22 protein-coding genes and 1 CRISPR repeat array (1 of these 23 only partly in view) are annotated in these 26,372 nt (G+C 67.6%); of the genes, 16 read left to right on the forward strand and 6 right to left on the reverse strand.

Features of this window, described 5'->3' with window-relative positions:
- A CRISPR array of direct repeats spans window positions 1-736; the repeat unit is 28 nt; unit sequence CTTCACTGCCGTGTAGGCAGCTCAGAAA (it extends 1,454 nt beyond the left edge of the window).
- Window positions 737-854: 118 nt separating this feature from the next.
- A complete protein-coding gene (locus tag ACYRGX_RS03640; protein ID WP_473055254.1) occupies window positions 855-3,032 on the reverse strand; it encodes a malate synthase G in 2,178 nt (725 codons plus the stop codon).
- Window positions 3,033-3,082: 50 nt separating this feature from the next.
- The gene (locus tag ACYRGX_RS03645) at window positions 3,083-3,481 is read right to left on the reverse strand and encodes a heme-binding protein (RefSeq protein WP_473055255.1); all 399 of its coding nucleotides are present in this window, start codon (window positions 3,479-3,481) and stop codon (window positions 3,083-3,085) included.
- A 142-nt stretch (window positions 3,482-3,623) separates the two neighbouring features.
- Here ACYRGX_RS03645 and ACYRGX_RS03650 point away from each other — a divergent pair, with 142 nt between their 5' ends.
- A complete protein-coding gene (locus ACYRGX_RS03650) occupies window positions 3,624-4,541 on the forward strand; it encodes a LysR family transcriptional regulator (protein WP_473055256.1) in 918 nt (305 codons plus the stop codon).
- A 137-nt stretch (window positions 4,542-4,678) separates the two neighbouring features.
- Here ACYRGX_RS03650 and glcF read toward each other — a convergent pair whose 3' ends face one another.
- Genes glcF through glcD form a run of 3 tightly spaced genes read right to left on the reverse strand, consistent with a single transcriptional unit; the run spans window position 4,679 to window position 8,454 of the window.
- Window positions 4,679-5,896 carry a glycolate oxidase subunit GlcF gene (glcF, locus tag ACYRGX_RS03655; RefSeq protein WP_473055257.1) on the reverse strand — a complete coding sequence of 406 codons (1,218 nt, stop codon included), beginning with the start codon at window positions 5,894-5,896 and terminating at the stop codon, window positions 4,679-4,681.
- 3 nt (window positions 5,897-5,899) lie between these two features.
- Window positions 5,900-6,955, reverse strand: coding sequence for a glycolate oxidase subunit GlcE (gene glcE, locus ACYRGX_RS03660; protein ID WP_473055258.1), 1,056 nt, complete (start codon window positions 6,953-6,955; stop codon window positions 5,900-5,902).
- Window positions 6,955-8,454: a glycolate oxidase subunit GlcD gene (gene glcD, locus ACYRGX_RS03665; protein WP_473055259.1), complete on the reverse strand. Its 1,500-nt coding sequence runs from the start codon at window positions 8,452-8,454 to the stop codon at window positions 6,955-6,957. The genes glcE and glcD overlap by 1 nt, the downstream gene beginning before the upstream one ends.
- A gap of 227 nt (window positions 8,455-8,681) precedes the next feature.
- On the opposite strand from glcD, the gene glcC reads away from it, so the two are divergent.
- From glcC to trhP, 12 genes are all read left to right on the forward strand, one after another.
- Window positions 8,682-9,434: a transcriptional regulator GlcC gene (gene glcC, locus ACYRGX_RS03670; RefSeq protein ID WP_473055260.1), complete on the forward strand. Its 753-nt coding sequence runs from the start codon at window positions 8,682-8,684 to the stop codon at window positions 9,432-9,434.
- 142 nt (window positions 9,435-9,576) lie between these two features.
- Window positions 9,577-11,079: a type VI secretion system protein TssA gene (gene tssA / locus ACYRGX_RS03675; protein ID WP_473055261.1), complete on the forward strand. Its 1,503-nt coding sequence runs from the start codon at window positions 9,577-9,579 to the stop codon at window positions 11,077-11,079.
- Window positions 11,080-11,099: 20 nt separating this feature from the next.
- Window positions 11,100-11,612 carry a type VI secretion system contractile sheath small subunit gene (tssB, locus tag ACYRGX_RS03680; RefSeq protein ID WP_473055262.1) on the forward strand — a complete coding sequence of 171 codons (513 nt, stop codon included), beginning with the start codon at window positions 11,100-11,102 and terminating at the stop codon, window positions 11,610-11,612.
- On the forward strand, window positions 11,605-13,086 hold the full coding sequence (gene tssC / locus ACYRGX_RS03685; RefSeq protein ID WP_473055263.1) for a type VI secretion system contractile sheath large subunit: 1,482 nt from the start codon (window positions 11,605-11,607) through the stop codon (window positions 13,084-13,086). The genes tssB and tssC overlap by 8 nt, the downstream gene beginning before the upstream one ends.
- A 6-nt stretch (window positions 13,087-13,092) precedes the next feature.
- Entirely contained in the window at window positions 13,093-13,497 is a 405-nt protein-coding gene (tssE, locus tag ACYRGX_RS03690) for a type VI secretion system baseplate subunit TssE (RefSeq protein WP_473055264.1), read from the forward strand.
- 26 nt (window positions 13,498-13,523) lie between these two features.
- The gene (locus tag ACYRGX_RS03695; RefSeq protein ID WP_473056628.1) at window positions 13,524-13,709 is read left to right on the forward strand and encodes a type VI secretion system baseplate subunit TssF; all 186 of its coding nucleotides are present in this window, start codon (window positions 13,524-13,526) and stop codon (window positions 13,707-13,709) included.
- The gene (locus tag ACYRGX_RS03700) at window positions 13,696-14,433 is read left to right on the forward strand and encodes a hypothetical protein (RefSeq protein ID WP_473055265.1); all 738 of its coding nucleotides are present in this window, start codon (window positions 13,696-13,698) and stop codon (window positions 14,431-14,433) included. Before ACYRGX_RS03695 ends, ACYRGX_RS03700 begins: the two co-directional genes overlap by 14 nt.
- Window positions 14,434-14,435: 2 nt before the next feature.
- The gene (gene tssF, locus ACYRGX_RS03705) at window positions 14,436-16,214 is read left to right on the forward strand and encodes a type VI secretion system baseplate subunit TssF (protein ID WP_473055266.1); all 1,779 of its coding nucleotides are present in this window, start codon (window positions 14,436-14,438) and stop codon (window positions 16,212-16,214) included.
- Window positions 16,178-17,179: a type VI secretion system baseplate subunit TssG gene (gene tssG / locus ACYRGX_RS03710; RefSeq protein ID WP_473055267.1), complete on the forward strand. Its 1,002-nt coding sequence runs from the start codon at window positions 16,178-16,180 to the stop codon at window positions 17,177-17,179. Before tssF ends, tssG begins: the two co-directional genes overlap by 37 nt.
- Window positions 17,180-17,182: 3 nt before the next feature.
- Window positions 17,183-19,735: a type VI secretion system ATPase TssH gene (gene tssH, locus ACYRGX_RS03715; protein ID WP_473055268.1), complete on the forward strand. Its 2,553-nt coding sequence runs from the start codon at window positions 17,183-17,185 to the stop codon at window positions 19,733-19,735.
- The gene (locus ACYRGX_RS03720; protein WP_473055269.1) at window positions 19,701-21,224 is read left to right on the forward strand and encodes a sigma-54 interaction domain-containing protein; all 1,524 of its coding nucleotides are present in this window, start codon (window positions 19,701-19,703) and stop codon (window positions 21,222-21,224) included. Before tssH ends, ACYRGX_RS03720 begins: the two co-directional genes overlap by 35 nt.
- A 71-nt stretch (window positions 21,225-21,295) precedes the next feature.
- Entirely contained in the window at window positions 21,296-22,630 is a 1,335-nt protein-coding gene (trhP, locus tag ACYRGX_RS03725) for a prephenate-dependent tRNA uridine(34) hydroxylase TrhP (protein WP_473055270.1), read from the forward strand.
- A 381-nt stretch (window positions 22,631-23,011) separates the two neighbouring features.
- On the opposite strand, the gene ACYRGX_RS03730 is transcribed toward trhP, so the two are convergent.
- Window positions 23,012-23,752: an NRDE family protein gene (locus ACYRGX_RS03730; RefSeq protein WP_473055271.1), complete on the reverse strand. Its 741-nt coding sequence runs from the start codon at window positions 23,750-23,752 to the stop codon at window positions 23,012-23,014.
- 128 nt (window positions 23,753-23,880) lie between these two features.
- Between ACYRGX_RS03730 and ACYRGX_RS03735 the strand changes: the two genes are divergently transcribed.
- The 3 genes from ACYRGX_RS03735 (at window position 23,881) to ACYRGX_RS03745 (ending at window position 26,371) form a co-directional block, all read left to right on the forward strand.
- Entirely contained in the window at window positions 23,881-24,663 is a 783-nt protein-coding gene (locus ACYRGX_RS03735; RefSeq protein ID WP_473055272.1) for a sulfite exporter TauE/SafE family protein, read from the forward strand.
- A 15-nt stretch (window positions 24,664-24,678) separates the two neighbouring features.
- Window positions 24,679-25,482, forward strand: coding sequence for a prolipoprotein diacylglyceryl transferase (lgt, locus tag ACYRGX_RS03740; RefSeq protein WP_473055273.1), 804 nt, complete (start codon window positions 24,679-24,681; stop codon window positions 25,480-25,482).
- Window positions 25,483-25,576: 94 nt separating this feature from the next.
- Window positions 25,577-26,371, forward strand: coding sequence for a thymidylate synthase (locus tag ACYRGX_RS03745; RefSeq protein WP_473055274.1), 795 nt, complete (start codon window positions 25,577-25,579; stop codon window positions 26,369-26,371).
- Window position 26,372 lies beyond the last annotated feature (1 nt).

Consider the following 26,372-nt stretch of genomic DNA (forward strand, 5'->3'; position numbering starts at 1 on the left):
AGGCAGCTCAGAAATGCCCGATCACCGCCGAGTTGATGAACACCTGCTTCACTGCCGTGTAGGCAGCTCAGAAACTATGGCGGCGAGGCTGGGGAGTGGACCGATACTTCACTGCCGTGTAGGCAGCTCAGAAATGCGCGCGGCCATTGCGGCGCTCCTGCGCGTCCTTCACTGCCGTGTAGGCAGCTCAGAAACTGAGCGCCGCGCCGTTCGGCTGGCTCAAAGCCTTCACTGCCGTGTAGGCAGCTCAGAAAGTAAGGGTGGCGCACAAGGAGGTGCGCCATGATCTTCACTGCCGTGTAGGCAGCTCAGAAATCAACGAGACCCTGGAGCAGCAGCGCAAGAAGCTTCACTGCCGTGTAGGCAGCTCAGAAAGCTGGGCCGGTGCTGACCCTGCGCCAGGCCCTCTTCACTGCCGTGTAGGCAGCTCAGAAAGATCGGTTCGCTGGCCCGTTCACACTGCGGGACTTCACTGCCGTGTAGGCAGCTCAGAAACGACGCGCAGAACCGTCTGCTCTGGCTTTGGAACTTCACTGCCGTGTAGGCAGCTCAGAAATCCCCGGCATCGCGGGCGGTGAGCTGGGCAACCTTCACTGCCGTGTAGGCAGCTCAGAAAATAAGGATCATCGTGAAGGGCGCGTAGCCAGGCTTCACTGCCGTGTAGGCAGCTCAGAAATGCTCGCGCTTCCACATGCAGGCGGCAGTAGTCTTCACTGCCGTGTAGGCAGCTCAGAAATCATCGCCACTCTGTCGGTGGCAGCTAACTACGGGCATACAAGCCACCGAGCTTATCTCAAAGAAAGAGCCCGGCCCGGGTATATCTCCGGGTCGGGCTCTTTCGTTCAGCGTGCCGCTCAGGCCTGGGCTTTGAACTTCAGGCGCCAGGCGTGTAGCAGCGGTTCGGTGTAGCCGGCCGGTTGTTCGCGGCCTTTGAACACCAGGTCGCTGGCGGCGCGGAAGGCGTAGGAGCCGGCGAAGTCGGCGGCCATCGGGCGGTAGGCCGGGTCGCCGGCGTTCTGTCCGTCGACCACCTTGGCCATGCGCTCCAGGGTCTCGCGGACTTGCGCTTCGCTGACCACGCCGTGGTACAGCCAGTTGGCGATGTGCTGGCTGGAGATGCGCAGGGTGGCGCGGTCTTCCATCAGGCCGACGTTGTGGATGTCCGGCACCTTGGAGCAGCCGACGCCCTGTTCGACCCAGCGCACCACGTAGCCGAGGATGCCCTGGCAGTTGTTGTCCAGCTCCTGCTGCTTGTCGGCGTCGCCCCAGTCCGGGGTGGCGGTGACCGGCACGCTGAGCAGGTCGTTGAGGATGCCATCACGGGCGGCAGTCAGGTCGACCTGTTCCAGCTCCTGCTGCACGGCCTGGACATCCACTTGGTGATAGTGCAGCGCATGCAGTACGGCGGCGGTGGGCGAGGGGACCCAGGCGGTGTTGGCGCCGGCTTTCGGGTGGCCGATCTTCTGCACCAGCATGTCTGCCATCAAATCCGGCATGGCCCACATGCCCTTGCCGATCTGAGCCTTGCCGCGCAGTCCGGCGGTGAGGCCGACCAGCACGTTGTTGCGCTCGTAGGCGGTGATCCAAGGCGTGCTCTTCATCGCGCCCTTGCGCAGCATGGGGCCGGCTTCCATGGCGGTGTGCATCTCGTCGCCGGTGCGGTCGAGGAAGCCGGTGTTGATGAAGGCGACACGGGCGCTGGCGGCCTCGATGCAGGCCATCAGGTTGACGCTGGTGCGCCGCTCCTCGTCCATGATGCCCATCTTCAGGGTGTTCGCCGGAACGCCGAGCAACTGCTCGACGCGGCCGAACAGCTCGGCGGCGAAGGCGACTTCCGCCGGACCGTGCATCTTCGGCTTGACGATGTAGACGCTGCCGGTGCGCGAGTTGCCGCGACGCTTCAGGTCATGCAGGGCGATCAGGCTGGTGCACACCGCGTCGAGGATGCCCTCGGGGATCTCGCGGCCTTCGCCGTCGAGGATTGCCGGGTTGCTCATCAGGTGGCCGACGTTACGGATGAACAGCAGCGAGCGTCCGTGCAGGGTCAGCGTGCCGCCGTCGACGGCGCTGTATTCGCGGTCCGGGTTGAGGCGACGGGTCTGGGTGCGGCCGCCCTTCTCGAAGCTGTCTTCGAGATCGCCCTTCATCATGCCCAGCCAGTTGCGGTAGACCAGCACCTTGTCGTCGGCGTCGACGGCGGCGATGGAGTCCTCGCAGTCGAGGATGGTGGACACCGCGGCCTCCATCAGCAGGTCTTTGACGCCGGCCGGGTCGGTCTTGCCGATGGCGCTGGAGGCGTCGATCTGGATCTCGATGTGCAGGCCGTTGTTCTTCAGCAGCACCGCGCTTGGTGCGCTGGCGTCACCCTGGAAACCGACGAATTTTTCCGGCTGGGCGAGGCGAGTCTGCTCGCCGTTCTTGAGGGTGACCTTGAGCTGGCTGCCGTCGATGGCGTAGCTCACCGAGTCACGGTGCGAGCCGCTGGCCAACGGTGCGGCTTGGTCGAGCACGTCGCGGGCGAAGGCGATGACCTTGGCGCCGCGCACTTCGTTGTAGCCCGGACCCTTCTGCGCGCCGTCGTCCTCGCTGATCGCGTCGGTGCCATAGAGCGCGTCGTACAGCGAGCCCCAGCGGGCATTGGCAGCGTTCAGCGCGTAGCGCGCATTCATCACCGGCACCACCAACTGCGGACCGGCCTGGGTAGCGATTTCGCTGTCGACGTTGCTGGTGGTCGCCTTCACGCCGGTCGGCTGCGGCAGCAGGTAGCCGATGGACTCGAGGAAACTGCGGTAGGCCGGCATGTTCTTGATCGGGCCGGGATTGGCCTTGTGCCAGGTGTCCAGCTCGACCTGCAGGCGGTCGCGCTCGGCGAGCAGTGCGCGGTTCTTCGGCGCCAGGTCGTGGACCAGGGCGTCGAAGCCTTTCCAGAAACTCTCCGCGTCGAGGCCGGTGCCCGGCAGGGCTTCGTCTTCGAGGAATGCCTTGAGGTTGGCGGCAACCTGCAGGCGCTGGCAGTTGATACGGTCGTTCATGCGATTCTCCTGGCCGTGCCGCTGGGGCACGGGTGTGTCATCTGGGATGTTCAGAGGGCGGCGATGCCGGCCTTGGCGACTTGCGCGTCCTGTTCGGGGGTGACGCCCGAGACGCCCACCGCGCCGACCACCTGGCCGTCGACCAGGACCGGCACGCCGCCGGCCAGGCTGGTCATCAGCGGCGCGGTGACGAAGGCGGTGCGCCCGCCGTTGACCATGTCCTCCAGCAGTTTGGTCTCCTTGCGCGCCAGGGCAGCGCTACGCGCCTTCTCCGGGGCGATGTAGGCGCTGTTGGGCGAGGCGCCATCGAGGCGTTCCAGCGCCAGCGGGTGACCGCCGTCATCCGCCACTGCGATGCAGACCGCCCAGCCATTGGCCTGGGCTTCGGCGCGGGCGGCGGCGAGGATGCGCGAGACTTCGTTCTGGGTCAGTACGGCTTTGCTGAGCATGAGCACTCCGAAAAGGTTGTTCTTGTTGAGATTCAATGGGACTTCATTGGCGTCAGGATGCACCCCTGCGCGCGTCTCGGGAATAGCCAAAAAGCCGTTTCTGTCGATACTCTAGGTATCGAATATGGGCTTGGGATTCCCCATGGATCGCTATACCGAGTTGTACAGCTTCGTCCAGGTTGCCAATCGCGGCAGCTTCGCCGCTGCTGCGCCGCTGGTGGGGGTGACCCCGGCGCTGCTCGGGCGGCGGCTGGATACGCTGGAACGGCGGCTCAACGTCAAGCTGATGCATCGCTCGACCCGCGGCCTGACGCTCACCGACGAGGGCGAGCAATTGCTCGAGCAGGCGCGCCGCCTGCTGCGTGAGTTCGACGACGTGGAGGCGAGTATCGCCGCCAGCGGTGCGTCGCTCAGCGGCCATCTGGTGGTTTCCGCGCCGGCGGGCTTCGGCCGACGCCACGTGGCGCCCCATGTGCTCGGTTTCCGTCAGCGTTACCCGGAGCTGCAGTTGTCCTTCGACTTCACCGATCGGGTGGTCGATCTGGTCGGCGAAGGCTACGACATGAGCATCCGCATCGGCGGTAGCCCGGATGCCGACTATGTTGCGGTGCCGCTGTGCGCCAATCGCCGGGTGGTGTGTGGCACGCCGGGATACTTCGCGCGGCACGGCCGGCCGGCCACCCCCGAGGCGCTGCCGCGACACAATTGCCTGGCGTTCAATCCCCAGGGCGGCGCGCAGCGGGGCTGGACCTTTCTCAGCGAGGGGCGGCCGCTGACGGTGAAGGTCGCCGGAGACCTTTCCTGCAACGACGGCGAGCTGCTCTATGCCTGGATTCGCCAGGGCCTGGGCATCGGCTGGCGCTCCACCTGGGAGATCCAGCGCGAGCTGGCGCGGGGTGAGCTGGAAACCGTGCTAGATGACTTCGCCCTGCCGGACTACGACATCCAGGCGGTGTACCCGCAGCGCCGACACGTTCCGGCCAAGGTGCGCCTGTTCGTCGACTACCTGCGCGAGCTATACAACGCCCCGGACTACTGGGCGCAGGATTGGCCGCTGTAGTCAGGGAGTGTGGCGCGTTGTAGTCGCGCGGCAACGATGGGTATCGCTGCGCTCTACCCATCCTACGGACTAGCACACCACCAGAGATGGAGCCGTAGGATGGGTTGAGCGAAGCGATACCCATCAGCTCGAGCGGGCTAGCCCAGCGCCTCGTCGACCACCTCGATCCAGTGCTGCACCGGGGTGCGTCCGGCGCCGTCCAGGTGCGTCTGGCAGCCGATGTTGGCGGTGACGATCAGCTCCGGGTTGCCGCTCTCCAGGGCTTCGAGCTTGTTGTCGCGCAGACGCTTGGACAGCTCCGGCTGGGTCAGCGAGTAGGTGCCGGCCGAGCCGCAGCACAGGTGCGCATCGGGCACCGGGCTAAGGGCGAAGCCCAGACGTGTGAGCACCTCCTCCACGGCGCCGCCGAGCTTCTGCGCGTGCTGCAAGGTGCAGGGGCAGTGAAACGCCAGGCGCCGTTCGGCGCAGGGTTGGAGGTTTTCCAGGCGCTCTTCGCGCAGCACCTCCACCAGGTCCTTGGCCAGTTCGCTGACCCGCGCCGCCTTGGCCGCGTAGCGCGGATCGTCCTTGAGCAGCAGGCCGTATTCCTTGACGAAGGCGCCGCAGCCGCTGGCGGTCTGCACGATGGCCTCGGCGCCGGCTTCGATGGCTGGCCACCAGGCATCGATGTTGCGCCGGGCGCGGGCGAGGCCGGTGTCCTGGGCGTTCAGGTGATAGTCCACGGCGCCGCAGCAGCCGGCTTCGCGGGCGGGGAGCACGGCAATGCCCAGACGATCCAGCACGCGCGCCGCGGCGGCGTTGGTGTTCGGCGAGAAGGCCGGCTGCACGCAGCCCTCGAGCATCAGTACCTGGCGCTCGCGCGGGGCGCTGGGGCGTTCGCGAGGCGCGCGGATTTCCCGCGGCAGCTTGGCCTTGAGCGGCGCTGGCAGCAGCGGGCGCAACGTTTGCCCGGCGCCGACCAGCGTCTTGAACAGCGCCGGACGCGGTACCACGCTGCGCAGGCCGGCGCGCAGCAGGCGTTCCCCCAGCGGACGCGGTACGCGCAGCTCGATGGCGGCACGGCCGATATCCAGCAGCTTGTGGTACTCCACGCCGGAGGGGCAGGTGGTCTCGCAGTTGCGGCAGGTCAGGCAGCGGTCCAGGTGCTCCTGGGTGTTCTCGCTGATCTCGCCGCCTTCGAGGAACTGCTTGATCAGGTAGATGCGCCCGCGCGGGCCGTCCAGCTCGTCACCGAGCAACTGGTAGGTGGGGCAGGTGGCATTGCAGAAGCCGCAGTGCACGCAGCTGCGCAGCACCGCCTCGGCTTCATCGGCGCGCGCCAGACGGCGCGCCTCGGGACTCAGATTGGTTTGCACGAATCAGACCTCCGGATACAGCCGGCCGGGGTTGAACAGGCCCTGCGGGTCGAGTTGTGCCTTGAGCTGGCGGTGGTAGCGCAGCAGCGTCGGCGGCAGGGGCTGGAAGGGGGTGTCGGTGACGCCAGGGGTGAAGCAGGTGGCGTGGCCGCCGACCTCACTGACGATGGCGCGGATCTGCTGCGCATCGGCGTCGGACTTCAGCCAGCGCTGCGCGCCGGCCCAGTCCACCAGTTGCTCGCCGGGCAGCGCCAGCGCGCCGCAGTGGCTGGGCAACGACAGCCGCCAGAGCGCGCCGGGGCCGGCGAAGAACGACAGTCGCTGCTCGCGCAACGCCTCCCAGAAGTCCGGCGCCTCGCGTTCGCCGCCCAGGCGCTGGCAGGCCGAGTGCACCGAGCCTTCACCGCCCTCCAGGCGCAGTCGCAGCACCTCGCCGTCGTGGCAGGCGGCGCTGATCGGCAGCGGTTGCTGACCCCACTCGGCGAGGCGCTCGAGCGCCTGCGGCAGGTCCAGCGCCAGGCGCAGGCTGGTGCAGGCACGCGGGATCGGCAGCACCTTGAAGGACACCTCGGTGATCACCCCGAGGCAGCCGAAGCTGCCGGCCATCAGCCGCGACAGGTCGTAGCCGGCGACGTTCTTCATCACCTCGCCACCGAAGCGCAGCAGCTTGCCTTCACCGCTGATCACCCGGGTGCCGAGGGCGAAGTCGCGTACCGCGCCGGCCCAGGGACGACGGGGGCCGGAGAGCCCGGCGGCGAGGGTGCCGCCGACGGTGGCGGCGGAGAAACGCGGTGCCTCGCAGGGCAGCATCTGGCCATGCTCGGCCAGTGCTGCTTCCAGCTCGGCGAGTGGGGTGCCGGCGCGGGCGCTGATCACCAGTTCGGTGGGATCGTAGCTGACGATGCCGCGATGGCTGCGCAGGTCGAGCGGCTCGGCTTGCACCGGGCGGCCGAGGAAGGCCTTGCTGTCGCCGCCACGGATGCGCAGCGGGGTGTTCTCGCGCAGCGCCTGGGCGACCTGCTCCAGCAGCGCGGCGCTGTTGTCCTGGTCGTGGCTCATCAGAAGCGCTCCAGCTCGGGGAAGGGCAACTGCCCGTGGTGGATGTGCATCGCGCCGAATTCCGCGCAGCGGTGCAGGGTGGGGATGTTCTTGCCGGGGTTGAGCAACCGCTGTGGGTCGAACGCGGCCTTCACCGCGTGGAACAGGGTCAGTTCGTCCGGCTGGAACTGGGCGCACATCTGATTGATCTTCTCGCGCCCCACGCCGTGCTCGCCGGTGATGCTGCCGCCGACCTTCACGCAGAGTTCGAGAATCTTGCCGCCGAGGGCTTCGGCGCGTTCCAGCTCACCGGGCTGGTTGGCGTCGAAGAGAATCAGCGGGTGCATGTTGCCGTCGCCGGCGTGGAAGACGTTGGCCACCCGCAGGTCGTACTCGGCGGACAACTCGGCGATGCCACGCAGCACGCCCGGCAGCTCGCGCTTGGGAATGGTGCCGTCCATGCAGTAGTAGTCCGGCGAGATGCGCCCGACCGCCGGGAAGGCGTTCTTGCGCCCGGCCCAGAACTTGGTTCGCTCGGCTTCGTCACGGGCCTGGCGCACCTCGCTGGCGCCGGCCTTTTCCAGCACCTGGCGGACCCGCTCGCAGTCCTCGGCGACGTCCGCCTCCACGCCGTCCAGCTCGCAGAGCAGGATGGCCTCGGCCTCCACCGGGTAGCCGGCATGGATGAAGTCCTCGGCGGCGCGGATCGCCAGGTTGTCCATCATCTCCAGCCCGCCGGGGACGATGCCGGCGGCGATGATGTCGCCCACCGCGCGACCGGCGGCTTCCACCGAGTCGAAGCTGGCCAGCAGCACCTTGGCCACTTGGGGTTTGGGCAGCAGCTTGACGGTCACCTCGGTGACCACCCCGAGCATGCCCTCGGAGCCGGTGAACAGTGCCATCAGGTCGAAACCGGGAGCGTCCAGCGCGTCGCTGCCCAGGGTCAGGCGTTCGCCCTCGACGGTGAGAATCTCCACCTTGAGCAGGTTGTGCACGGTCAGTCCGTACTTCAGGCAGTGCACGCCACCGGCGTTCTCGGCAACGTTGCCGCCGATCGAGCAGGCGATCTGCGAAGACGGGTCCGGCGCGTAGTACAACCCATAAGGCGCGGCAGCCTGGGAGATCGCCAGGTTGCGCACGCCCGGCTGCACCCGGGCGAAGCGCCCGGCCGGGTCGATCTCGAGGATGCGGTTGAAGCGCGCCATCACCAGCAGCACGCCTTTCTCCAGCGGCAGCGCGCCACCGGAGAGCCCGGTACCGGCGCCGCGCGGCACCACCGGCACGCCACGCGTATGGCACAGCGCGAGCAGCGCCTGCACCTGTTCCAGGCGCTCGGGCAGCACCACCAGCAGCGGGCGGGTGCGGTAGGCCGAGAGGCCATCGCATTCGTAGGGGGTAAGGTCTTCGTCGCGGTGCAGGACCGTCAGGTCCGGCAGGCGCTCGCGCAGTTCGGCGAGCAGGGCGGCACGGTCGACCGTCGGCAGCGCGCCATCGACGCGCTCGTCGTAGAGGATGCTCATCAAGGACCCCGGTTGTTGTTGTGTGGGTGTCTGACCATCAGGCTTCGCCTATCTTCCAAGCTGGCGCATCTGCTCGTCCAGTGGCTCGCAGAGTGGTCCTACCAGTTTGCCTGTGCTTTGATAGGTCCTTTAATTCGTTCAGCCCGCGTCTTTCAAGGGAATGGATCGGTTCGTCATGGGGCTTGGAAATCGCTTTGTTGATTGGTCGTACCAGTTTGGGAGGAGCCATGCAGACCCCTGAGCGGCGCCAACTCGCCGATGTCGTCGCCGAGCGTATCGAGCGCCTGATCCTCGATGGCGTGCTCAAGCCCGGCCAGGCGCTGCCCTCCGAACGGCGCCTGTGCGAGAAGCTCGGTATTTCCCGTTCGGCACTGCGCGAGGGCCTGCGGGTGCTGCGCGGCCGTGGCATCGTGGACACCGCCCATGGGCGCGGTTCCTACGTCGCGGAGCTCTCCAGCACCCGCGACGCCACGCCGTTGATGCACTTGTTCCACTCCCAGCCGCGAACGCTCTACGACCTGCTGGAGGTCCGCGAGCTGCTGGAGGCCGAGTCGGCGCGGCTGGCGGCGACGCGGGGCACGGAGGCGGACTTCGTGCTGATCCGGCGGCGCTTCGAGGCGATGGGCGCCGCGAGTGATCTCGACCCCCAGGAACACGCGCGGCTGGACCACGCCTTCCACCTGGCGATCTGCGAGGCCTCGCACAACCCGGTGCTGGTACACACCCTGCAATCGCTCACCGATCTGTGGCTCTCCAGCGTCTACGCTTCGGTGAACAACCTCTATCACCGGCCACTGCACAAGCGGCAGATCGACCGCCAGCACACCCGCCTCTACCACGCGGTGATCGAGCGCCTGCCAGAGCAGGCCCAGCGTGCGGCGCGGGAGCACATCGTGCGCATCCGTGAGGCGCTGCAGGAGATCGAGCAGGAAGAGCAGCGCCTGGTGCGCGCCAGCATGCGCCTGGAAGGCTGGAACTGAACCGGATAAGTCGACCAGGCCACATTCCTGGCGACCGTTGCCCCTCATCTCGACGTTTTGCCCGCCATTTCACATCTCCCCGCGCGTCCTCCCCCTAGTCTCGGCGCTCTTTTACCGTGGCCGTATCGATCAGGGACGATTCTTGGACGCGCTTCTCCAGCATTGCCTGCACCTGGCTCGCAGCCCCGTCGGTGACGATTTCGCCGGCGAGGACCCGCGCTACAGCGAGTGCTTCGAGCAGATCGAGCAGCAGCTCGAGTGCGAGACGGCGCTGCAGGAGGGCCAGGTCGTCGACTGGGCCTGCGTTGCGCAGCTCGCGGACGAACTGCTCACGCATACCGCCAAGGACTTGCGCGTCGCCGCCTGGTACGCCTGGGCCTTGCAGCGCCGGCATGCCGCGGGCGGACTGCGTGCCGGCGTGGCCCTGCTGCGCGCCCTCTGCGAGGCGCACTGGGAGGCGCTGCACCCGCGCAAGCCGCGGACGCGCCTGGCCGCAATGGGCTGGTTGCTCACGCGCCTGGAACGCTGGCTGGAGGACCTCCCCCCGGCGCCGGGTGACGCCACGCTGCGCGCCCTGCTGGAAGAACTGGAAGCTCTCGACCGCTGCCTGGGCGAGCGCCTGGAAGACCTGAGCCCCGATCTGCAACCCCTGGTGCGGCGCCTGCAGCAACTGACGCGGGAATCCGACACGCCTCGTGCCGTGCCGCAGTCGACCCGGCCCGCTGCCGAGAGCGAAACCCTGGCCGCGCCGGGCAACGAGCGAGATGCCCATCGCAGCCTGCGCGCGCTGCAGGAGACCAGCCGTGGCCTATGCGACTGGTGGCGCGAGCAGGGCCCGGCGGATCCGCGTTGGATGCGTCTGTCGCGCACCCTCCTGTGGTTGCCGATCGATACCCTGCCGGCGCACGACGGCGACGGTGTCACCAGCTTGCGTGGTCTGCCAGCGGAGCGACTGAAGGCCTATCGCGAGCGCTTCGAACAGGCTCGCTACGCCGAATTGTTGGGCGAGCTGGAGGCCAGCATCGCCCGTGCGCCGTTCTGGCTGGATGGCCAGCGGCTGGTCTGGGAATGCCTGCAGCAGCTCGGTGCGGAGTCGGCGATGCGCGAGCTGGAAGGCCAGCTCGCGGGATTGCTGCTGCGCCTGCCCGGGCTCGAGCGACTGAGCTTCCATGACGCCACGCCCTTCGCCGAGCCTGCCACCCGGGCCTGGCTGCTGGCCTGCTCCACGCCTGCCGAAAGTACTCCGCCGACCGAGCCCGAGCCGCCGCCGCGCGATGCCTGGGGCAGTGCCTTGGGCGAGGCCCAGGCGCTGCTGCGCAGCGAGGGCCTGCGTCCTGCGGTGCGCTTGCTCAAGCAGGGCTTGCAGCAGGCGCAGGGTGGGCGCGAGCGGTTTCTCTGGCGGTTGGCACAGGCGCGGTTGTGCCTGTTCGCACGCCAGTACGAGCTGGCACGCACGCAACTGCAGGCGCTGGACCAGGAGCTCGGCGCGGTCGAGCAGGCCTGGGAGCCGGCGCTCCTGCAGCAACTGCTGCAACTGCAACGGCAGTGCTGCGAAGCCCTGCCCCAGAACGCCGGCGTGCGCGAGCAACGCGATGCGCTGCAACGCAGGCTCTGCTGCCTCGATCTCGAGGCGGTTCTCGAATAACCCCCCACAGGAGAAGGATCATGGCCAAGGACGCATCCGTCGCGCCCAAGGAGCGCATCAACGTCACCTTCAAGCCCAGCCACGGCAACGTCCAGGAGGATGTCGAGCTGCCGCTGAAGCTGATGGTACTGGGTGACTTCACCCAGCGCCGGGATACCCGCGTGCTGGAGGAGCGTAAGCCGATCCAGGTCGACAAGGGCAGCTTCGACGAAGTGCTCGCCAAGCAGGAAATCCGCCTGGAGTTCAACGTGCCCAACCGTTTGCAGGAGGCCGACGAGGCCGGGCCGGAAGACCTCGCGGTGGCGCTGCAGATCGACAGCCTGAATGACTTCCATCCCTCGGCCCTGGTGCAGCGGGTGCCCGAACTGGCCCGTCTGATGGAGCTGCGCGATGCGCTGGTCGCGCTCAAGGGCCCGCTGGGCAACACCCCGGCCTTCCGCCGGGCGATCGAGACGGCGCTGGGCGACGAGGCGTCCCGCGCCCGGGTGCTCGCCGAACTGGGCCTGCAGAGCGAGGCGTCCGACGATGAATGACAGCGCCATTGCCCTGCAGGGCAGCCTCCAGTCCGGCGATGACGCCGGGATTCTCGACAGCATCATCGCGCAGACGCGCCTGAGCCCCGGCGACGAGGCCTATGACATCGCCAAGCGTGGCGTGAGCGCCTTCATCGAGGAACTGCTCAAGCCGCAGAACCAGGACGAGCCGGTGAAGAAGGCGCTGGTCGACCGCATGATCGCGCAGATCGATGCGCGCCTGAGCCGGCAGGTGGACGAGATTCTCCACCACCCGCGCTTCCAGTCGTTGGAGTCGAGCTGGCGCGGCCTGAAGCTGCTGGTGGATCGCACCGACTTTCGCGAGAACACCAAGCTGCAGTTGCTCAACGTCTCCAAGGAAGACCTGCTGGAGGACTTCGAGGACAGCCCCGAACTGGTCCAGTCCGGCCTCTACAAGCACATCTACACCGCGGAATATGGGCAGTTCGGCGGCGAGCCGGTGGCGGCGCTGGTCGCCAACTATCACTTCGGCCCAAGTGCGCCGGACATCAAGACGCTGCAACAGGTCGCCGCCGTCGCCTGCATGGCGCATGCGCCATTCATCGCCGCCGCCGGGCCGGGTTTCTTCGGCCTGGAGAGCTTCACCGGGCTGCCGGACATCAAGGACCTCAAGGACCATTTCGAGGGTCCGCAATTCGCCAAGTGGCAGAGCTTCCGCCAGCGCGAGGATGCGCGCTACGTCGGCCTGACGCTGCCGCGCTTCCTGCTGCGCACGCCCTACGACCCGGAGGAAAACCCGGTGAAGCGCTTCGTCTACCAGGAGGACGTCAGCGCCAGCCACGAGCACTACCTGTGGGGCAATACCGCGTTCACCTTCGCCTCGCGCCTGACCGAGAGCTTCGCCCGTTTCCGCTGGTGCCCGAACATCATCGGACCGCAGAGCGGGGGCGCTGTGGAAGACCTGCCGCTGCACCATTTCCAGAGCATGGGCGAGATCGAGACGAAGATTCCCACCGAGGTGCTGATTTCCGATCGCCGCGAGTACGAACTGGCCGAAGAAGGCTTCATCGCCCTGACCATGCGCAAGGGCAGCGACAACGCCGCGTTCTTCTCGGCCAGTTCGGCGCAGAAGCCCAAGTTCTTCGGCCACAGCGAGGAGGGCAAGAGCGCCGAGCTCAACTACCGGCTGGGTACGCAATTGCCCTACCTGTTCATCGTCAATCGCCTGGCGCACTACCTGAAGGTGCTGCAGCGCGAGCAGATTGGCGCCTGGAAGGAGCGCACCGACCTGGAGCTGGAGCTCAACAAGTGGATTCGCCAGTACGTTGCCGACCAGGAGAACCCCAGTGCCGAGGTGCGTGGCCGCCGCCCGCTGCGCGCGGCGCAGGTGCTGGTCAGCGACGTCGAGGGCGAGCCGGGTTGGTACCGCGTGGCGCTCAACGTGCGGCCGCACTTCAAGTACATGGGAGCCGACTTCACCCTGTCGTTGGTCGGCAAGCTGGACAAGGAGTGAGTGGGGATGGCCTACGGTAGCCTCATCGAGCGCCTTTCCGGCGAAGCGCAACAGCGCAGCGGCCTGAGTCGTGAGGCTGCCGCGATGGCCTCCGTGGCGGCGCACCTGTCGAAGATGCTCAGCGTCCGTGCGGGCAGCGTGCAGGCGCTGCCCGACTACGGACTGCCCGATCTCAACGACATGCGTCTGGCGCTGCACGATGCGCTGCAACAGGCGCGTTTACAGATCGAGCGCTTCATCGAGTGCTACGAGCCTCGCCTGAGCCAGGTGCGGGTGAGTGCGCTGCCGCATGAGCATGACCCTCTGACCCTGAGCTTCGCCATCGACGGGTTGTTGCGCGTCGCGGACATCCACCGCCAGGTGAGCTTCCACGCGCGCCTGGATGGGCGTGGACGGGTCAAGGTCATCTAGGTCGCCGTCTGATGACTTTCAACCGGATGCACCTGCTTTGGCCGCATTACATGCGGCCGCTGCCGGCCTTCGCCATGCTCCAGTTCGAGCCGCTGCAGCGGGCTGGCGCCGTCGCCTGCGTGGCCCGTGGCACGCCGGTGGAAGCCCGTCCGCGGGACGGCGGAGCCAGGTCCTATATCGAGCGACACGGAGTCCCCCATGGTTCTTGGTAAATCACCCACGGTCCATGCCTGCCTGGCACTGTTCGCCATGACGCTGGCCGCCTGCACCAGCACGCCCTCACCACCTCGCGAGTTGGCCGGTCACTACGAACTGGCCGGTGTGATGGAGATGGGCTCGCAACTGCTGCTCCATGAGGAGGGATCGTTCGAGGCGGTGCTCTACTACGGCAGCCTCGACATCCATGCACGGGGACGCTGGTCCATGGTGGACGGGCAGATCGAGCTGGCCGTCAGGCCAAAACCCTCGCTGCCCAGGGAGACGCTGGAGCTTGGCGTCAACCGCTCCCCGGAACCTTCGGCGGCGCAGGACGATGGGCTCTACCGGCTCGACAGCTTCTCGATGTCCTTCGACGCCATCGACAGCCCTCTCGAGGTGCGTTGGGTACTCGATGACGGCAGCGAACAGCAGACGGTATGGAGCGGTAGCCTGTTCGAGGATCTGATTCTGCCGGTGCACCCTGGCAGCACCTTGAAAAGGCTCGGCGTGCGCGCCGCCGGCTCCGATGCCCGTTTCGAGTGGCTACCGGTACGGCCAGGCGAACGGCGCTTCTCGGTAGTGCGCACGCTCCAGCAGGAAGGTGAGCCGAGGGCGTTGTTCCACGGGATGAGGCTGACGCCAAGCGGCAACTGCCTGCTCGTGAGCATAGGGGCCGACAGGGCATGCTACCGCCGCCTCGCAGGCGCTGGACACGCAACGACAGGGATCGGCCACTAACGATGTCCTTCAACCGTTACTACCAGAGCGAGCTCACCGCGCTGCGCGAATTGGGCAAGCGTTTCGCCGAGCGCAACCCGGCACTTGCGCCGTTTCTCGGACAGAGCGGCAGCGATCCGGACGTGGAGCGCCTGCTCGAAGGCTTCGCCTTTCTCACCGGACGCCTGCGGCAGAAGCTGGACGACGAACTGCCGGAGCTCACCCATTCCTTGATGCACCTGCTTTGGCCGCATTACATGCGGCCGCTGCCGGCCTTCGCCATGCTCCAGTTCGAGCCGCTGCAGCGGGCTGGCGCCGCCGCCTGCGTGGCCCGTGGCACGCCGGTGGAAGCCCGCCCGCTGGACGGCGCTAGTTGCCGGTTCCAGACCACCAGTGAGATCGAGGTGCTGCCGCTGGCATTGCGCAACCTGGACTACTCGGTACGTGGCGCCGGTGCCCGTCTGGTGCTGGACCTGGCGATGACGGTGGACGGCCATCTCGGCGAGGTCGACCTGCGCCGACTGCGCCTGCACCTGTCCGGGGAGCGCTACATCAGCAGCCAGTTGCAGGTGGCGCTGCTGCGTTACCTGCAACAAATCCAGTTGCAGCCGCTGGATGATCAGGGCCAGGCGCTGCTGCTCGATGGCGAACCCGTGGCGCCGCTGCGCCTGGCCCCGGACCGCTTGCAGCCCGAGGGCTTCGCTGACGACCAGGCGCTTCTGGACTATCCGCCGAACAGTCTCAGCGGCTACCGACTGTTGCAGGAGTACTTCGCCTTCCAGGAGAAATTCCTCTTCGTTCAGTTGACCGGGCTGGAGGCGTTGCGCCAGTGGCCGGAGACGCTGCTGCAGCGCGCCCGAGGCCTGCGTTTAAGTTTCGAGCTGGAGAAATCCACGCTGCAGGGCACCCGGCCAACCCGGGACAACCTGCGCCTGTACTGCACGCCGGTGGCGAACCTGTTTCGCCACGACGCCTTGCCTATCCGCCTGGACGGCACCCAGGATGCCTACCTGCTGCGTCCCGGAGAATACGCGGCCGGGCACTGCGAGGTGTTCAGCGTGGAGCGCGTCACCGGTTGGCGCCCGGGGGTGCGCGGCTATCGCAACTACGTGCCCTTCGAGTCCTTCGAGCACGCCGACAGCGAGAGCGCGCAACCCTTCTACAGCCTCCACCAGCAGGCGTCGCCGGTCGATGGTCATCTGGAGAGCTGGCTGCGTTTCCCCCGTGGCGGCACCGAGGTCCAGGAAACCCTCTCCATCGAGCTCACCTGCAGCAACGGCAACCTGGCGCAGCGCCTGCGCGCGGGAGACATCTGCCTGCCCGCTGAGAAGACCCCCGGCTACCTGCGTTTCCGCAACATCGGCAGGGTCACCCCGAGCTACGCACCGCCGCTGCAGCATGACGTGCTCTGGCGACTGATCAGCAACATGTCTCTCAACTACCTCTCGCTGAGCGATATCGCGTCGCTGCGCCTGGTGTTGCAGACCTACGACCTGCCACGCCATCACGACCGCCAGGCGGAGCGGGTCAGCAAGCGTCTGCTCGGCGGCCTGCAGCAGTTGAGCAGCCAGCGAGCGGATCGTCTGCACCGTGGCCTGCCGATGCGCGGCATCCGGACCGAACTGGTGATGGATGCCGACGCCTACCTGGGCGAGGGCGATCTGCACCTGTTCGCCTCGGTCATCAACGAGTTCCTGGCGCTCTACGCCAGTCTGAACTCCTTCCACCAACTGCACGTTCGCACGCTCCAGGGGGAGCACTACCCGTGGAAACCGCGCATGGGCCAGCAGCCGTTGCTGTAGATCCGCCGATCGTTCGCCACAGCCTGTTCCAGGGTGTGCTGCTAGCGCTGGCCGCGCTGCGCGAGCACGACGCCGAGGCGGACGAGGAACAGCTCTACGCGCGCCTGGAGTTTCGTGCCAGTCCGGGCCTGGGTTTCCCCGGGCGCGAGTTGGAGGCGCTGGAGCTCTTCGAACACGAGGGGCATCGTCACGCGAGGCTGTGGCTAAACCCACTGGGGCTGCACGGTGTGGGCTCGCCCCTGCCGGCGTTCTACGTCGAGCAGGCACTCGGCGATGGGCCGCAAGGCAACCCGACGCGGGACTTCCTCGACCTGTTCAACGATCGCCTGCAACGCCTGCTGTTGCCGACCTGGCGCAAATATCGCTACTACGCTCGTTTTCGCAGCGACGGGCACGACAGCCTGTCGATGCAACTGCTTTCCCTCGCCGGTCTGGGAGGCCAGAACCTGCGCGCTGCGTCGGCGCTGGACTTCCGTCGCTTGCTGCCCTACCTCGGCCTGTTGGGTGTGCGCGTGCATTCTGCCGCGCTTATCGAGGCGGTGCTGCGTTACTACTTCAGGCATCCCCCGCTGCACATCGAGCAGTGCCGCGAGCGCTGGATGCGGATTCCCGAGGACCAGCTGGGACGCCTTGGCGGCGAGCAGGCACGGCTGGGCGAAAGCCTGGCCCTGGGCCGACGGGTGCGTGACCGCAGCGGTCGCTTTCGCCTCTGCCTGCGCCAGCTGGACTGGTCGCGCTTCCATGACTTCCTGCGCATCGGCAAGGACTCGGAGGTGCTGCGCGAATTGCTGCAACTGCTGCTGCGCGATCCGCTCGACTACGACATCCGCCTGGAACTGCGCGCTGACCAGTTGCGGCCCTTGCATCTTGGACGAGACAACCCCTGCCGGCTGGGCTGGACCAGCTGGCTGACCCCGGAACGGGCCGACGGCGTGGTGCTGCTCGGCCCTGGCGAAAAGGACTGAGCCATGATCCCCGTCGATTTACAACGACTGATAGGTAGCCTCGATGGCGAGGCCCGGCAATTGCTCGAAGAGGCCGCACGCCGCTGTGTGGCGCGTGGTGGTCAGCAGGTGCTGCCGGAGGACCTGCTGGGTTGCATGCTCGAGGTAACCGATGGCGTGCTGTCCCGGGCCCTGCAGGATGCTGGCATCGAGCTTACACAACTGGCCGCGTTGCTGCAGGCGCGGGGCGAACCCGGCGAATCGCGCAATCCGGTGTTTTCCCGGTCGCTGTTGCAGTGGTTGCAGGATGCGCTGTTGCTCGCTGGGTTGCAGACGGGCATTGCCCGAGTCGATCAGGCGGCGCTCTTGCTGGCGCTGCTCGCCGATCCGCAGGCCTACGTCGGCGGCGCCTGCGTGGCCCTGATGTCGCGCATCGATGCGCAGCGGCTGCGCGAATATGCCGACAGTCGCCGTCCTGCGCGAAGCGTGGAGGAAGGGCCCGCGACAGGCGCGGAGTCCGCCCTGCGGCGCTTCACCCATGACTTCACCGAGCAGGCCGCCAGCGGACAACTGGACCCGGTGCTGTGCCGCGACGAAGAGATTGCCCAGGTGATCGACATCCTCGCCCGCCGGCGCAAGAACAACCCCATCGTGGTCGGCGAAGCGGGCGTCGGCAAGACCGCCCTGGTGGAGGGCCTGGCGCTGCGCATCGCGGCTGGCGAGGTGCCCGAGGCGCTACGTGGTGTGCGCCTGCTGGGCCTGGACCTGGGCCAGCTGCAGGCGGGCGCGAGTATCAAGGGCGAGTTCGAGCGGCGCCTGCAGGGCGTGCTCGAAGAGGTGCGCAGCAGTGCGCGGCCCATCGTGCTGTTCATCGATGAGGCGCACAGCCTGATCGGTGCCGGTGGCCAGGCGGGTGGCAGCGACGCCGCCAACCTGCTCAAGCCGGCCCTGGCGCGTGGCGCCTTGCGCTGCATCGCCGCCACCACCTGGAGCGAATACCGGCGCTATTTCGAGAAGGACCCGGCCCTGGCTCGGCGCTTCCAGCCGGTGCAGGTGGCCGAGCCGAGCGTCGGCCAGGCGGTGAGCATCCTGCGTGGCTTGGCCGAGCGCTACGCGCGCAGTCATGGTGTCTACCTGCGCGATGACGCGGTGTGCGCCGCCGCCGAATTGTCCGCACGCTATCTCTCCGGGCGGCAGTTGCCGGACAAGGCGGTGGACCTGCTGGACACCGCCTGCGCGCGGGTGCGTATCGGCCTCGCCAGTCCACCGCCGGTCTTGCAACGGCTGCGCGCGCAGCGCGCCGAGCTGCAGCGCGAGTGCGCCGCCTTGCGTCGAGACCTGGGGGCCGGTGCGTTGTCGGATGGCAGCACCCTGGATGCTGGCGAGACCCGACTCGCCGCGCTGGAGGCGGAACACGAGGTCTGCGAACGGCGCTGGATGCAGCAGCGCGAGTTGGCCATGCAGGTGCTGCAGTTGCGCGATGAGGCGCCGCCCGGCGAGCCGCCAAGCCCGGCCTTGCTCGCCGCCCAGGAGGCACTGGCCAGCGCCCAGGCCGAGCAGCGGCTGGTCAGCCATGAGGTGTGCCCGCGGCTGATCGCCGAAGTGGTCAGCCAGTGGACCGGCATCCCGCTGAGCCAGCTGGCGCGCGAGCACAGCCTGCGCGTCGCCGATTTCCCCCAGGCGATACGCCAGCGAATTCGTGGCCAGGACGCGGCGCTGCAGGTGCTCGAGCGCACCCTGCGCGCCTCGGCGGCCGGCCTGCTGCGCAGCGATGCGCCGGTGGGCGTGTTCCTGCTGGCGGGCCCCAGTGGGGTGGGCAAGACCGAGACGGCGCGAGCGCTGGCCGAGCTGCTGTATGGCGGCGAGCGCTTCCTCACGGTGATCAACATGTCCGAGTTCCAGGAGCGCCACAGCCTCTCCCGGCTGATCGGCGCGCCACCGGGGTACGTGGGCTACGGGGAGGGCGGCATGCTCACCGAGGCGGTGCGCCAGCGGCCTTATCAGGTGGTGCTGCTCGACGAGGTGGAAAAGGCCGACCCGCAGGTGCTCGGCCTGTTCTACCAGATCTTCGACAAGGGCTTGGCGAACGATGGCGAAGGACGCGAGATCGACTTTCGCAATACCCTCATCCTGCTCACCAGCAACCTCGGCGATGCCATCATCGAGGCGCTCTGCAGCAGCGGCGAGCCCTCGGCGGAGGCTTTGGAAACGGCGATACGTCCGGCGTTGCTCGGCCACTTCAAGCCGGCGCTGCTGGCACGCCTGCGCGTCCTGCCCTATCGCCCCCTGCTGGGCGAGGCGCTCAATGAGCTGGTACGCCTGAAGCTGCAGCGCTTTGCCGAGCGCCTGGCGCAGCGGCAGGTGGCGTTCACCTACGACGACGAACTGGTCGCGCACTTGCGCCAAGCCTGCCAGCAGGGCGAGGGCGGTGCGCGTCAGCTCGATCGGCTGATCGACGAACAACTGCAACCGCCGCTGGTGGATCGGCTGCTGGCCGCGATGGCCGGTGGCGAGCCGGTGCGTCAGCTGCGGGCACGGCTGGATGCGAGCGGGAGCGTGCATTGTGACTTCGCCTGAGATCGACGTCGCGGCGGGCAGGTTGCTGGCCTGCTACGAGCGTCTCGCCACGATCACGGACGCCGAACGGCTGCGCGGTGAGTGGGTGCGCGCGACGGCGCAGTTGGCCGGGGTCGAACTGGTCCAGCTGTACTTGCTGGATGCGGGGGGCAGTTGTCTGCAGCGGGTGGTCCAGAGTCTCGATGGACACCTCGATGAGCCTTCCCTGAACCCCACCGGTCACGACCACAGTGCGCAGCCGCTGCTGCAGTTCAGTCTCTGCCAGGGACGTCCCTTGAGCATCGTCGAGCTCGATGAGCAACTGCATGAAGCCGGTTTCCTGCCGCCGGCGCTCCCGGCCTGGTGCAGCCTGCTGTGCCTGCCCTTGCAGGAGGGGGAGCGCACCGCGGGCCTGCTGGTCTGTGCCAGCCGCCAGCGCCGCGAACTGGCGTTGTTGCAGACCGCCCTGCACCGGCTGGGAGCGTTTGCCTTGGCACAATTGGCGCTGCGCCGCACAGCCATGCCAATGGCCAGCGACGAGCGTGCGCCCGTGCCCGTGACCGCGCTTCCGGGCCACTATGGTCTGATTGGCGACGGCCCGGCGATGCAGACGCTTTACCGGCTGCTGGCGCGGGTGCTGCACAATGATGTCTGCGTGCTGCTCAGTGGTGAGACCGGCACCGGCAAGGAACTGGTGGCGCGCGCCATCCATGAACGCGGCGCGCGTCGGCAGGGTCGCTTCGTCGCGCAGAATTGCGCGGCGTTGCCCGAAGCCTTGCTGGAAAGCGAGCTGTTCGGTTATCGCAAGGGCGCCTTCACCGGAGCCCAGCAGGATCGCCCCGGCTTGTTCGATGCCGCGGATGGCGGCACGCTGTTCCTCGATGAGGTGGGCGACATGCCGCTCGCCTTGCAGGCCAAGTTGCTGCGCGTATTGCAGGAAGGCGAGGTACGCCCGCTGGGCAGTCTGGAAGCGCACCGGGTGGATGTGCGCATCGTCGCGGCGACTCACCACGACCTGCGTCAGGCGGTGGAGCAGGGGCGCTTTCGCGCCGACCTTTTCTACCGGCTGGCGCATTTCCCCATCGCCCTGCCGCCGTTGCGTGAGCGTGGCGCCGACGTGCTGCGCCTGGCGCGATATTTCGCCGAGCAGGCCGCGCGACTGCTGCAGCGCGCTAGCTGCCGCTGGTCGGACGCGGCGCTGGAGCAGCTCTGCGGCTACGCCTTTCCCGGCAACGTGCGCGAGCTCAAGGGTCTGGTAGAGCGCGCCGTACTGCTCTGCGACGGCGGTGAACTGCTGCCCGAGCACCTCGGCCTGGTGGTCGACGGCGATGCCCAGGACAGCACCCTGAACCTGCGCCAGCGCATGGAGCGGGTGGAGCGCGGCCTGCTGCTGGACAGCCTGCGCCGCAACCAGGGCAACCAGAGCCGTGCGGCGCGCGAGCTGGGGTTGCCGCGGCGGACGCTGTTGTATCGCATGCAGCGCCTGTGTATCCGCGCGGCCGACGTCTGAGGCGCACGGTACCCACACAGGCCGTAGGGGCGTAGAATTCGCGCCCCGCCCGCCATCCGCCGACTGTCGCCATGAGTCTCCACCGCCCCGAACTGCTGTGCCCCGCCGGCACCCTCAAGTCCATGCGCTACGCCTTCGCCTACGGTGCCGATGCCGTGTACGCCGGCCAGCCGCGCTACAGCCTGCGGGTGCGTAACAACGAGTTCGACCACGCCAACCTGGCGCTGGGCATCGAGGAAGCGCACGCCGCCGGCAAGCACTTCTACGTGGTGGTCAACATCGCCCCGCACAACAGCAAGCTGAAGACCTTCCTCAAGGATCTCGAGCCGGTGGTGGCGATGGGCCCGGACGCGTTGATCATGTCCGATCCGGGGCTGATCATGCTGGTGCGCGACGCCTTCCCGGACATGCCGATCCACCTCTCGGTGCAGGCCAACGCGGTGAACTGGGCCTCGGTGGCGTTCTGGAAGCGCATGGGCCTGACCCGGGTGATCCTCTCCCGTGAGCTGTCGCTGGAGGAGATCGAGGAAATCCGCCGCGAAGTGCCGGACATGGAGCTCGAAGTGTTCGTCCACGGCGCGCTGTGCATGGCGTATTCGGGGCGCTGCCTGTTGTCCGGCTACATCAACAAGCGCGACCCCAACCAGGGCACCTGCACCAACGCCTGCCGTTGGGAGTACAAGGCCCACGAGGCCAAGGAAAACGAGCTGGGCGAGGTGGTGCGCCAGTACGAACCGATCGCCGTGCAGGCGGCCGAGCCGGCGCTGGGCGTCGGCGCCCCGAGCGCCGAGCTGCTGCTGCTCGAGGACCCGACCCGTCCCGGCGAGCTGATGACCGCCCACGAGGACGAGCACGGCACCTACATCATGAACTCCAAGGACCTGCGCGCGGTGCAGCACGTGGGCCGGCTGACGGCCATGGGCGTGCACTCGCTGAAGATCGAGGGGCGCACCAAATCGCACTTCTACGTGGCCCGCGCCGCGCAGGTCTACCGCCGCGCCATCGACGACGCCGTGGCCGGCAAGCCGTTCGATCCCGACCTGCTGCTGGAGCTGGAGTCGCTGGCCAACCGCGGCTACACCGAAGGCTTCCTGCGCCGCCACACCCATGACGAATACCAGAACTACCAGCGCGGCAACTCGCAGTCCGAGCGCCAGCAGTTCGTCGGTGAATTCAGCGGCGAGCGCCAGGGCGAGCGCGTGCAGGTGATCGTCAAGAACCGCTTCGCGGTGGGCGACGGTCTTGAGCTGATGACCCCGGCGGGCAACCTGCGCTTCACCCTGGAACAGCTGTTCGACAAGCACGGCCAGCCCACCGAGGTCGCCCCCGGCGACGGCCACCGGGTGTGGATGCCGCTGCCCGAGGGCGTTGAGCTGGACTACGCGCTGCTGATGCGCGATCTCTAGGGCCTGTTGACGTTTCGTTCACGGTCGCACCCAAACAGGCACCGACCCTCCGGGTTGTGCCAGTCCCTGTTTTGGCAGTGGTGCGGCGCTCCGCATGCGCCAGCGTGGAGCCCGGTTGTGCGGCGGGATCAGGCGTAAAACGGCTCTGGGGGAGGCGGAATCCTGGCGAGTTCTTCGGCTCGCGGGTTGTCGCCCCAAGCGCGCCACTCAGCGACCAGCGCCTGCAGTCGTGGTGTGTCACTCAGGTCGCCGAATACATCCTGCAGCGCCAGCGTTCGCTGGGCTTCGTTCTGCGTCCCGCACGGCCAGCGTGTTCCTTCCCAGCACCTGAGATGCCCTCAAGCACGCGGCCGGCGCGGCAGGGAAGGGAACGGCGAGAACCTAGCGGATCAGGCGGACCTCGCCGAGTGGCGCGCCCTGTGGGCCGAAGCTGAGTTCAGTGAGCTCGCGGCGGCCGTCGGCGTGCCAGCGCAGCAGGGTGCTGGCGCGGGTGCCGTAGCCTTCGCCGAGGATGAACGGCGCCGACAGCAGGCGTTCGAGGGCCAGGTCGACGCCGGTGTCCGGCAGGGTGTCGTCCTCGGCCTCGCGGGTATCCCTGAGCAGGCCCAGCAGCGTGGCGTCGTCCGCCGACAGCTGCGCGGCCAATGCGCTGCGACAGCGCACCAGCTTCGGCCAGGGGCTGTCCAGGCTGTCGTTGGACAAGCCGTAGACGCCCTCCGCCAGGCGCCGCGGGCGTCCTTCGCGGGCGTTGAAATGCCATAGCGTCTGACCGTCACCGAGCAATAGGTTGAAGCCGCCATAGTCCGCCGCGCGCGTTGCCAGTTGCTGCAGAAAGGCCTGCGGCGTCTGCTCGTCCCGCAGGAAGTCCAGGGCTAACTCGCCCCGCGAGCGCTTGCCGAGCGGCTGGCGCGGGTCACGGATGTTGGTCAGCGCGGCGAAGCGCTGGCCGCGCAGGCCGAGCCAAGTGCCGCCGGCCTGCAGGTCGCGCCCGGCAAGGAGTCCAGGCTCATCCGCCCATTCGCCAAGGGCGGCGCTGGGGCGGGTGTGGAATTCATCGCGGTTGGCCAGCAGCAACAGCGGTTGCGCTGCCTGCGGGCGCCAGGCGAAGACGATCAGGCACATGCACGGGATCCTTCGGGCGGGCGTTCCAGCTTATCCGCTAGCGGTACGCGCTTGAAGTTCGGCCTGCCGATTCACGCGGGCGCCGCGCGAACGGTTACCATGTCCGCCCGAGTTTGCCGGAAGCTTCCATGGAATTCGCTCTCTACTTGCTGGTTGGCGCCTGTGCCGGCGTGCTCGCCGGGCTGTTCGGTGTCGGCGGCGGGCTGATTATCGTCCCGGTGCTGGTCTACACCTTCACCGCCCACGGTTTTCCCACCGAGGTGCTGACGCAAATGGCCGTCGGTACCGCGCTGGCGACCATCGTCTTCACCTCGATCAATGCCATCCGCGAGCACCACCGACACGGCGCGGTGCGCTGGCAGGTGTTCGTCTGGCTGACCTGCGGCATCGTCTTCGGCAGCGCGCTGGGCGCGCTCACCGCGGCGCAGATCCAGGGGCCGCTGCTGCAGAAGATCATCGGCATCTTCGCCCTGGTGGTCTCCGCGCAGATGGCCCTGGACCTGCGTCCCAAGGCCAGCCGCGAGCTGCCCGGCAAGCCCGGCCTCGGTGTGGCCGGGGTGGTGATCGGCTGGGCTTCGGCGATCTTCGGCATCGGCGGCGGTTCACTGACCGTGCCCTACCTGACCTGGCGCAGCGTGCCCATGCAGCAAGCCGTGGCGACCTCCTCGGCGTGCGGCTTCCCGCTGGCGTTGTCCGGCGCGCTGTCGTTCATCGTCGTGGGCTGGGGGCGTGCCGGTTTGCCGGAATACAGCCTCGGCTTCGTCTACCTGCCGGCACTGCTCGGCATCGCCGCCGCCAGCATGCTTTTCGCGCGTTTCGGTGCACGTCTGGCGCATCGCCTGTCGCCGCGCCTGCTCAAGCGCCTGTTCGCCGTACTGCTGTTCGGCGTCGGTCTGAATTTCCTGCTCTAGGAGCCTTTACCCGCCATGCTCACCTATCCACGAATCGACCCGGTCGCCGTTTCCATCGGCCCGCTGGATATCCACTGGTACGGCCTGATGTACCTGATCGGCATCGGCGCCGCCTGGTGGCTGGCCAGCCGCCGGCTCGCGCGCTTCGATCCGACCTGGAGCAACGAAAAGCTCTCCGACCTGGTGTTCTGGGCAGCCATGGGGGTGATCCTCGGCGGTCGCCTGGGCTACGTGCTGTTCTACGATCTGGAGGCCTACATCGCCCATCCGTTGCTGATCTTCGAGGTGTGGAAGGGCGGCATGTCGTTCCATGGCGGCATGCTCGGGGTGATGATCGCCACCTGGTGGTTCGGCAAGCGCAACGGCAAGGGCTTCTTCGAACTGATGGACTTCATGGCGCCGATGGTGCCGATCGGTCTGGGCGCGGGGCGCATCGGCAACTTCATCAACGCCGAGCTGTGGGGCAAGCCCACCGACCTGCCCTGGGCGATGGTCTTCCCGCCGTTCAGCGATCCGGCGCAGCTGCCGCGGCATCCGTCGCAGCTCTACCAGTTCGCCCTGGAGGGTGTGGCACTGTTCCTGATCCTCTGGATCTACTCGCGCAAACCGCGGCCCACCATGGCGGTGTCGGGGATGTTCGCCCTGTGCTACGGCTGCTTCCGCTTCCTCGTCGAGTTCGTCCGCGTGCCGGATGCGCAGCTCGGCTACCTGGCCTTCGGCTGGCTGACCATGGGCCAGGTGCTCTGCCTGCCGATGATCCTCGGTGGCGCCGCGCTGATCGCCTACGCCTACCGTCGCGCCGCCACGCAACCCGCCTGATCCCTACGTCGCCCCGGCCTTGAGCCGGGGCCCGGACGCCTCGTACCATTCTCTTCTTTGCCCGCCGGCGCGTCCGGCCCGCACGAGTCCCGCGATGAAACAGTACCTCGACCTGATGCGCCTGGTGCGCGAGCACGGCACCTTCAAGAGCGACCGCACCGGCACCGGCACCTATAGCCTGTTCGGCCACCAGATGCGTTTCGACCTGGCCGAGGGCTTCCCCCTGGTGACCACCAAGAAGTGCCACCTGCGCTCGATCATCCATGAACTGCTGTGGTTCCTGCAGGGCGATACCAACATCCAGTACCTGAAGGACAACGGCGTCAGCATCTGGGACGAATGGGCCGACGAGAACGGCGACCTCGGGCCGGTGTACGGCTACCAGTGGCGCAGCTGGCCGGCACCGAATGGCGAGTCGATCGACCAGATCGCCAAGCTGATCGAGATGATCAGGAAGAACCCAGATTCGCGCCGGCTGATCGTCTCGGCGTGGAACCCCGCGCTGGTCGAGCAGATGGCGCTGCCGCCGTGCCACGCGCTGTTCCAGTTCTACGTCGCCGACGGCAAGCTGTCCTGCCAGCTGTACCAGCGCTCGGCGGACATCTTCCTCGGCGTGCCTTTCAACATCGCCAGCTACGCGCTGCTGACGCTGATGGTCGCGCAGGTCTGCGACCTGCAACCGGGCGAGTTCATCTGGACCGGCGGCGACTGCCACCTCTATGCCAACCACATCGAGCAGGCCGACCTGCAGCTCACCCGCGAGCCGCTGCCGCTGCCGACCATGAAGCTCAACCCGGCGGTGAAGGACCTGCTGGCCTTCAAGTTCGAGGACTTCGAGCTGGTCGGCTACGAAGCCCACCCGCACATCAAGGCGCCCGTGGCGGTCTGAT

It is taken from the genome of Pseudomonas sp. R4-15 (assembly GCF_055768815.1).

What these genes read in the sequence shown, in the direction of transcription:
- ACYRGX_RS03700 (WP_473055265.1), top strand. Translation starts at nt 13,696, where the DNA reads ATGGTTCTTGGTAAATCACCCACGGTCCATGCCTGCCTGGCACTGTTC.
- ACYRGX_RS03645 (WP_473055255.1), bottom strand. Translation starts at nt 3,481, where the DNA reads ATGCTCAGCAAAGCCGTACTGACCCAGAACGAAGTCTCGCGCATCCTC.
- tssF (WP_473055266.1), top strand. Translation starts at nt 14,436, where the DNA reads ATGTCCTTCAACCGTTACTACCAGAGCGAGCTCACCGCGCTGCGCGAA.
- glcE (WP_473055258.1), bottom strand. Translation starts at nt 6,955, where the DNA reads ATGAGCCACGACCAGGACAACAGCGCCGCGCTGCTGGAGCAGGTCGCC.
- lgt (WP_473055273.1), top strand. Translation starts at nt 24,679, where the DNA reads ATGCTCACCTATCCACGAATCGACCCGGTCGCCGTTTCCATCGGCCCG.
- tssH (WP_473055268.1), top strand. Translation starts at nt 17,183, where the DNA reads ATGATCCCCGTCGATTTACAACGACTGATAGGTAGCCTCGATGGCGAG.
- ACYRGX_RS03695 (WP_473056628.1), top strand. Translation starts at nt 13,524, where the DNA reads ATGCACCTGCTTTGGCCGCATTACATGCGGCCGCTGCCGGCCTTCGCC.
- ACYRGX_RS03730 (WP_473055271.1), bottom strand. Translation starts at nt 23,752, where the DNA reads ATGTGCCTGATCGTCTTCGCCTGGCGCCCGCAGGCAGCGCAACCGCTG.
- ACYRGX_RS03650 (WP_473055256.1), top strand. Translation starts at nt 3,624, where the DNA reads ATGGATCGCTATACCGAGTTGTACAGCTTCGTCCAGGTTGCCAATCGC.
- glcC (WP_473055260.1), top strand. Translation starts at nt 8,682, where the DNA reads ATGCAGACCCCTGAGCGGCGCCAACTCGCCGATGTCGTCGCCGAGCGT.
- ACYRGX_RS03735 (WP_473055272.1), top strand. Translation starts at nt 23,881, where the DNA reads ATGGAATTCGCTCTCTACTTGCTGGTTGGCGCCTGTGCCGGCGTGCTC.
- ACYRGX_RS03720 (WP_473055269.1), top strand. Translation starts at nt 19,701, where the DNA reads ATGCGAGCGGGAGCGTGCATTGTGACTTCGCCTGAGATCGACGTCGCG.
- tssC (WP_473055263.1), top strand. Translation starts at nt 11,605, where the DNA reads ATGAATGACAGCGCCATTGCCCTGCAGGGCAGCCTCCAGTCCGGCGAT.
- tssB (WP_473055262.1), top strand. Translation starts at nt 11,100, where the DNA reads ATGGCCAAGGACGCATCCGTCGCGCCCAAGGAGCGCATCAACGTCACC.
- ACYRGX_RS03745 (WP_473055274.1), top strand. Translation starts at nt 25,577, where the DNA reads ATGAAACAGTACCTCGACCTGATGCGCCTGGTGCGCGAGCACGGCACC.
- ACYRGX_RS03640 (WP_473055254.1), bottom strand. Translation starts at nt 3,032, where the DNA reads ATGAACGACCGTATCAACTGCCAGCGCCTGCAGGTTGCCGCCAACCTC.
- glcD (WP_473055259.1), bottom strand. Translation starts at nt 8,454, where the DNA reads ATGAGCATCCTCTACGACGAGCGCGTCGATGGCGCGCTGCCGACGGTC.
- trhP (WP_473055270.1), top strand. Translation starts at nt 21,296, where the DNA reads ATGAGTCTCCACCGCCCCGAACTGCTGTGCCCCGCCGGCACCCTCAAG.
- tssE (WP_473055264.1), top strand. Translation starts at nt 13,093, where the DNA reads ATGGCCTACGGTAGCCTCATCGAGCGCCTTTCCGGCGAAGCGCAACAG.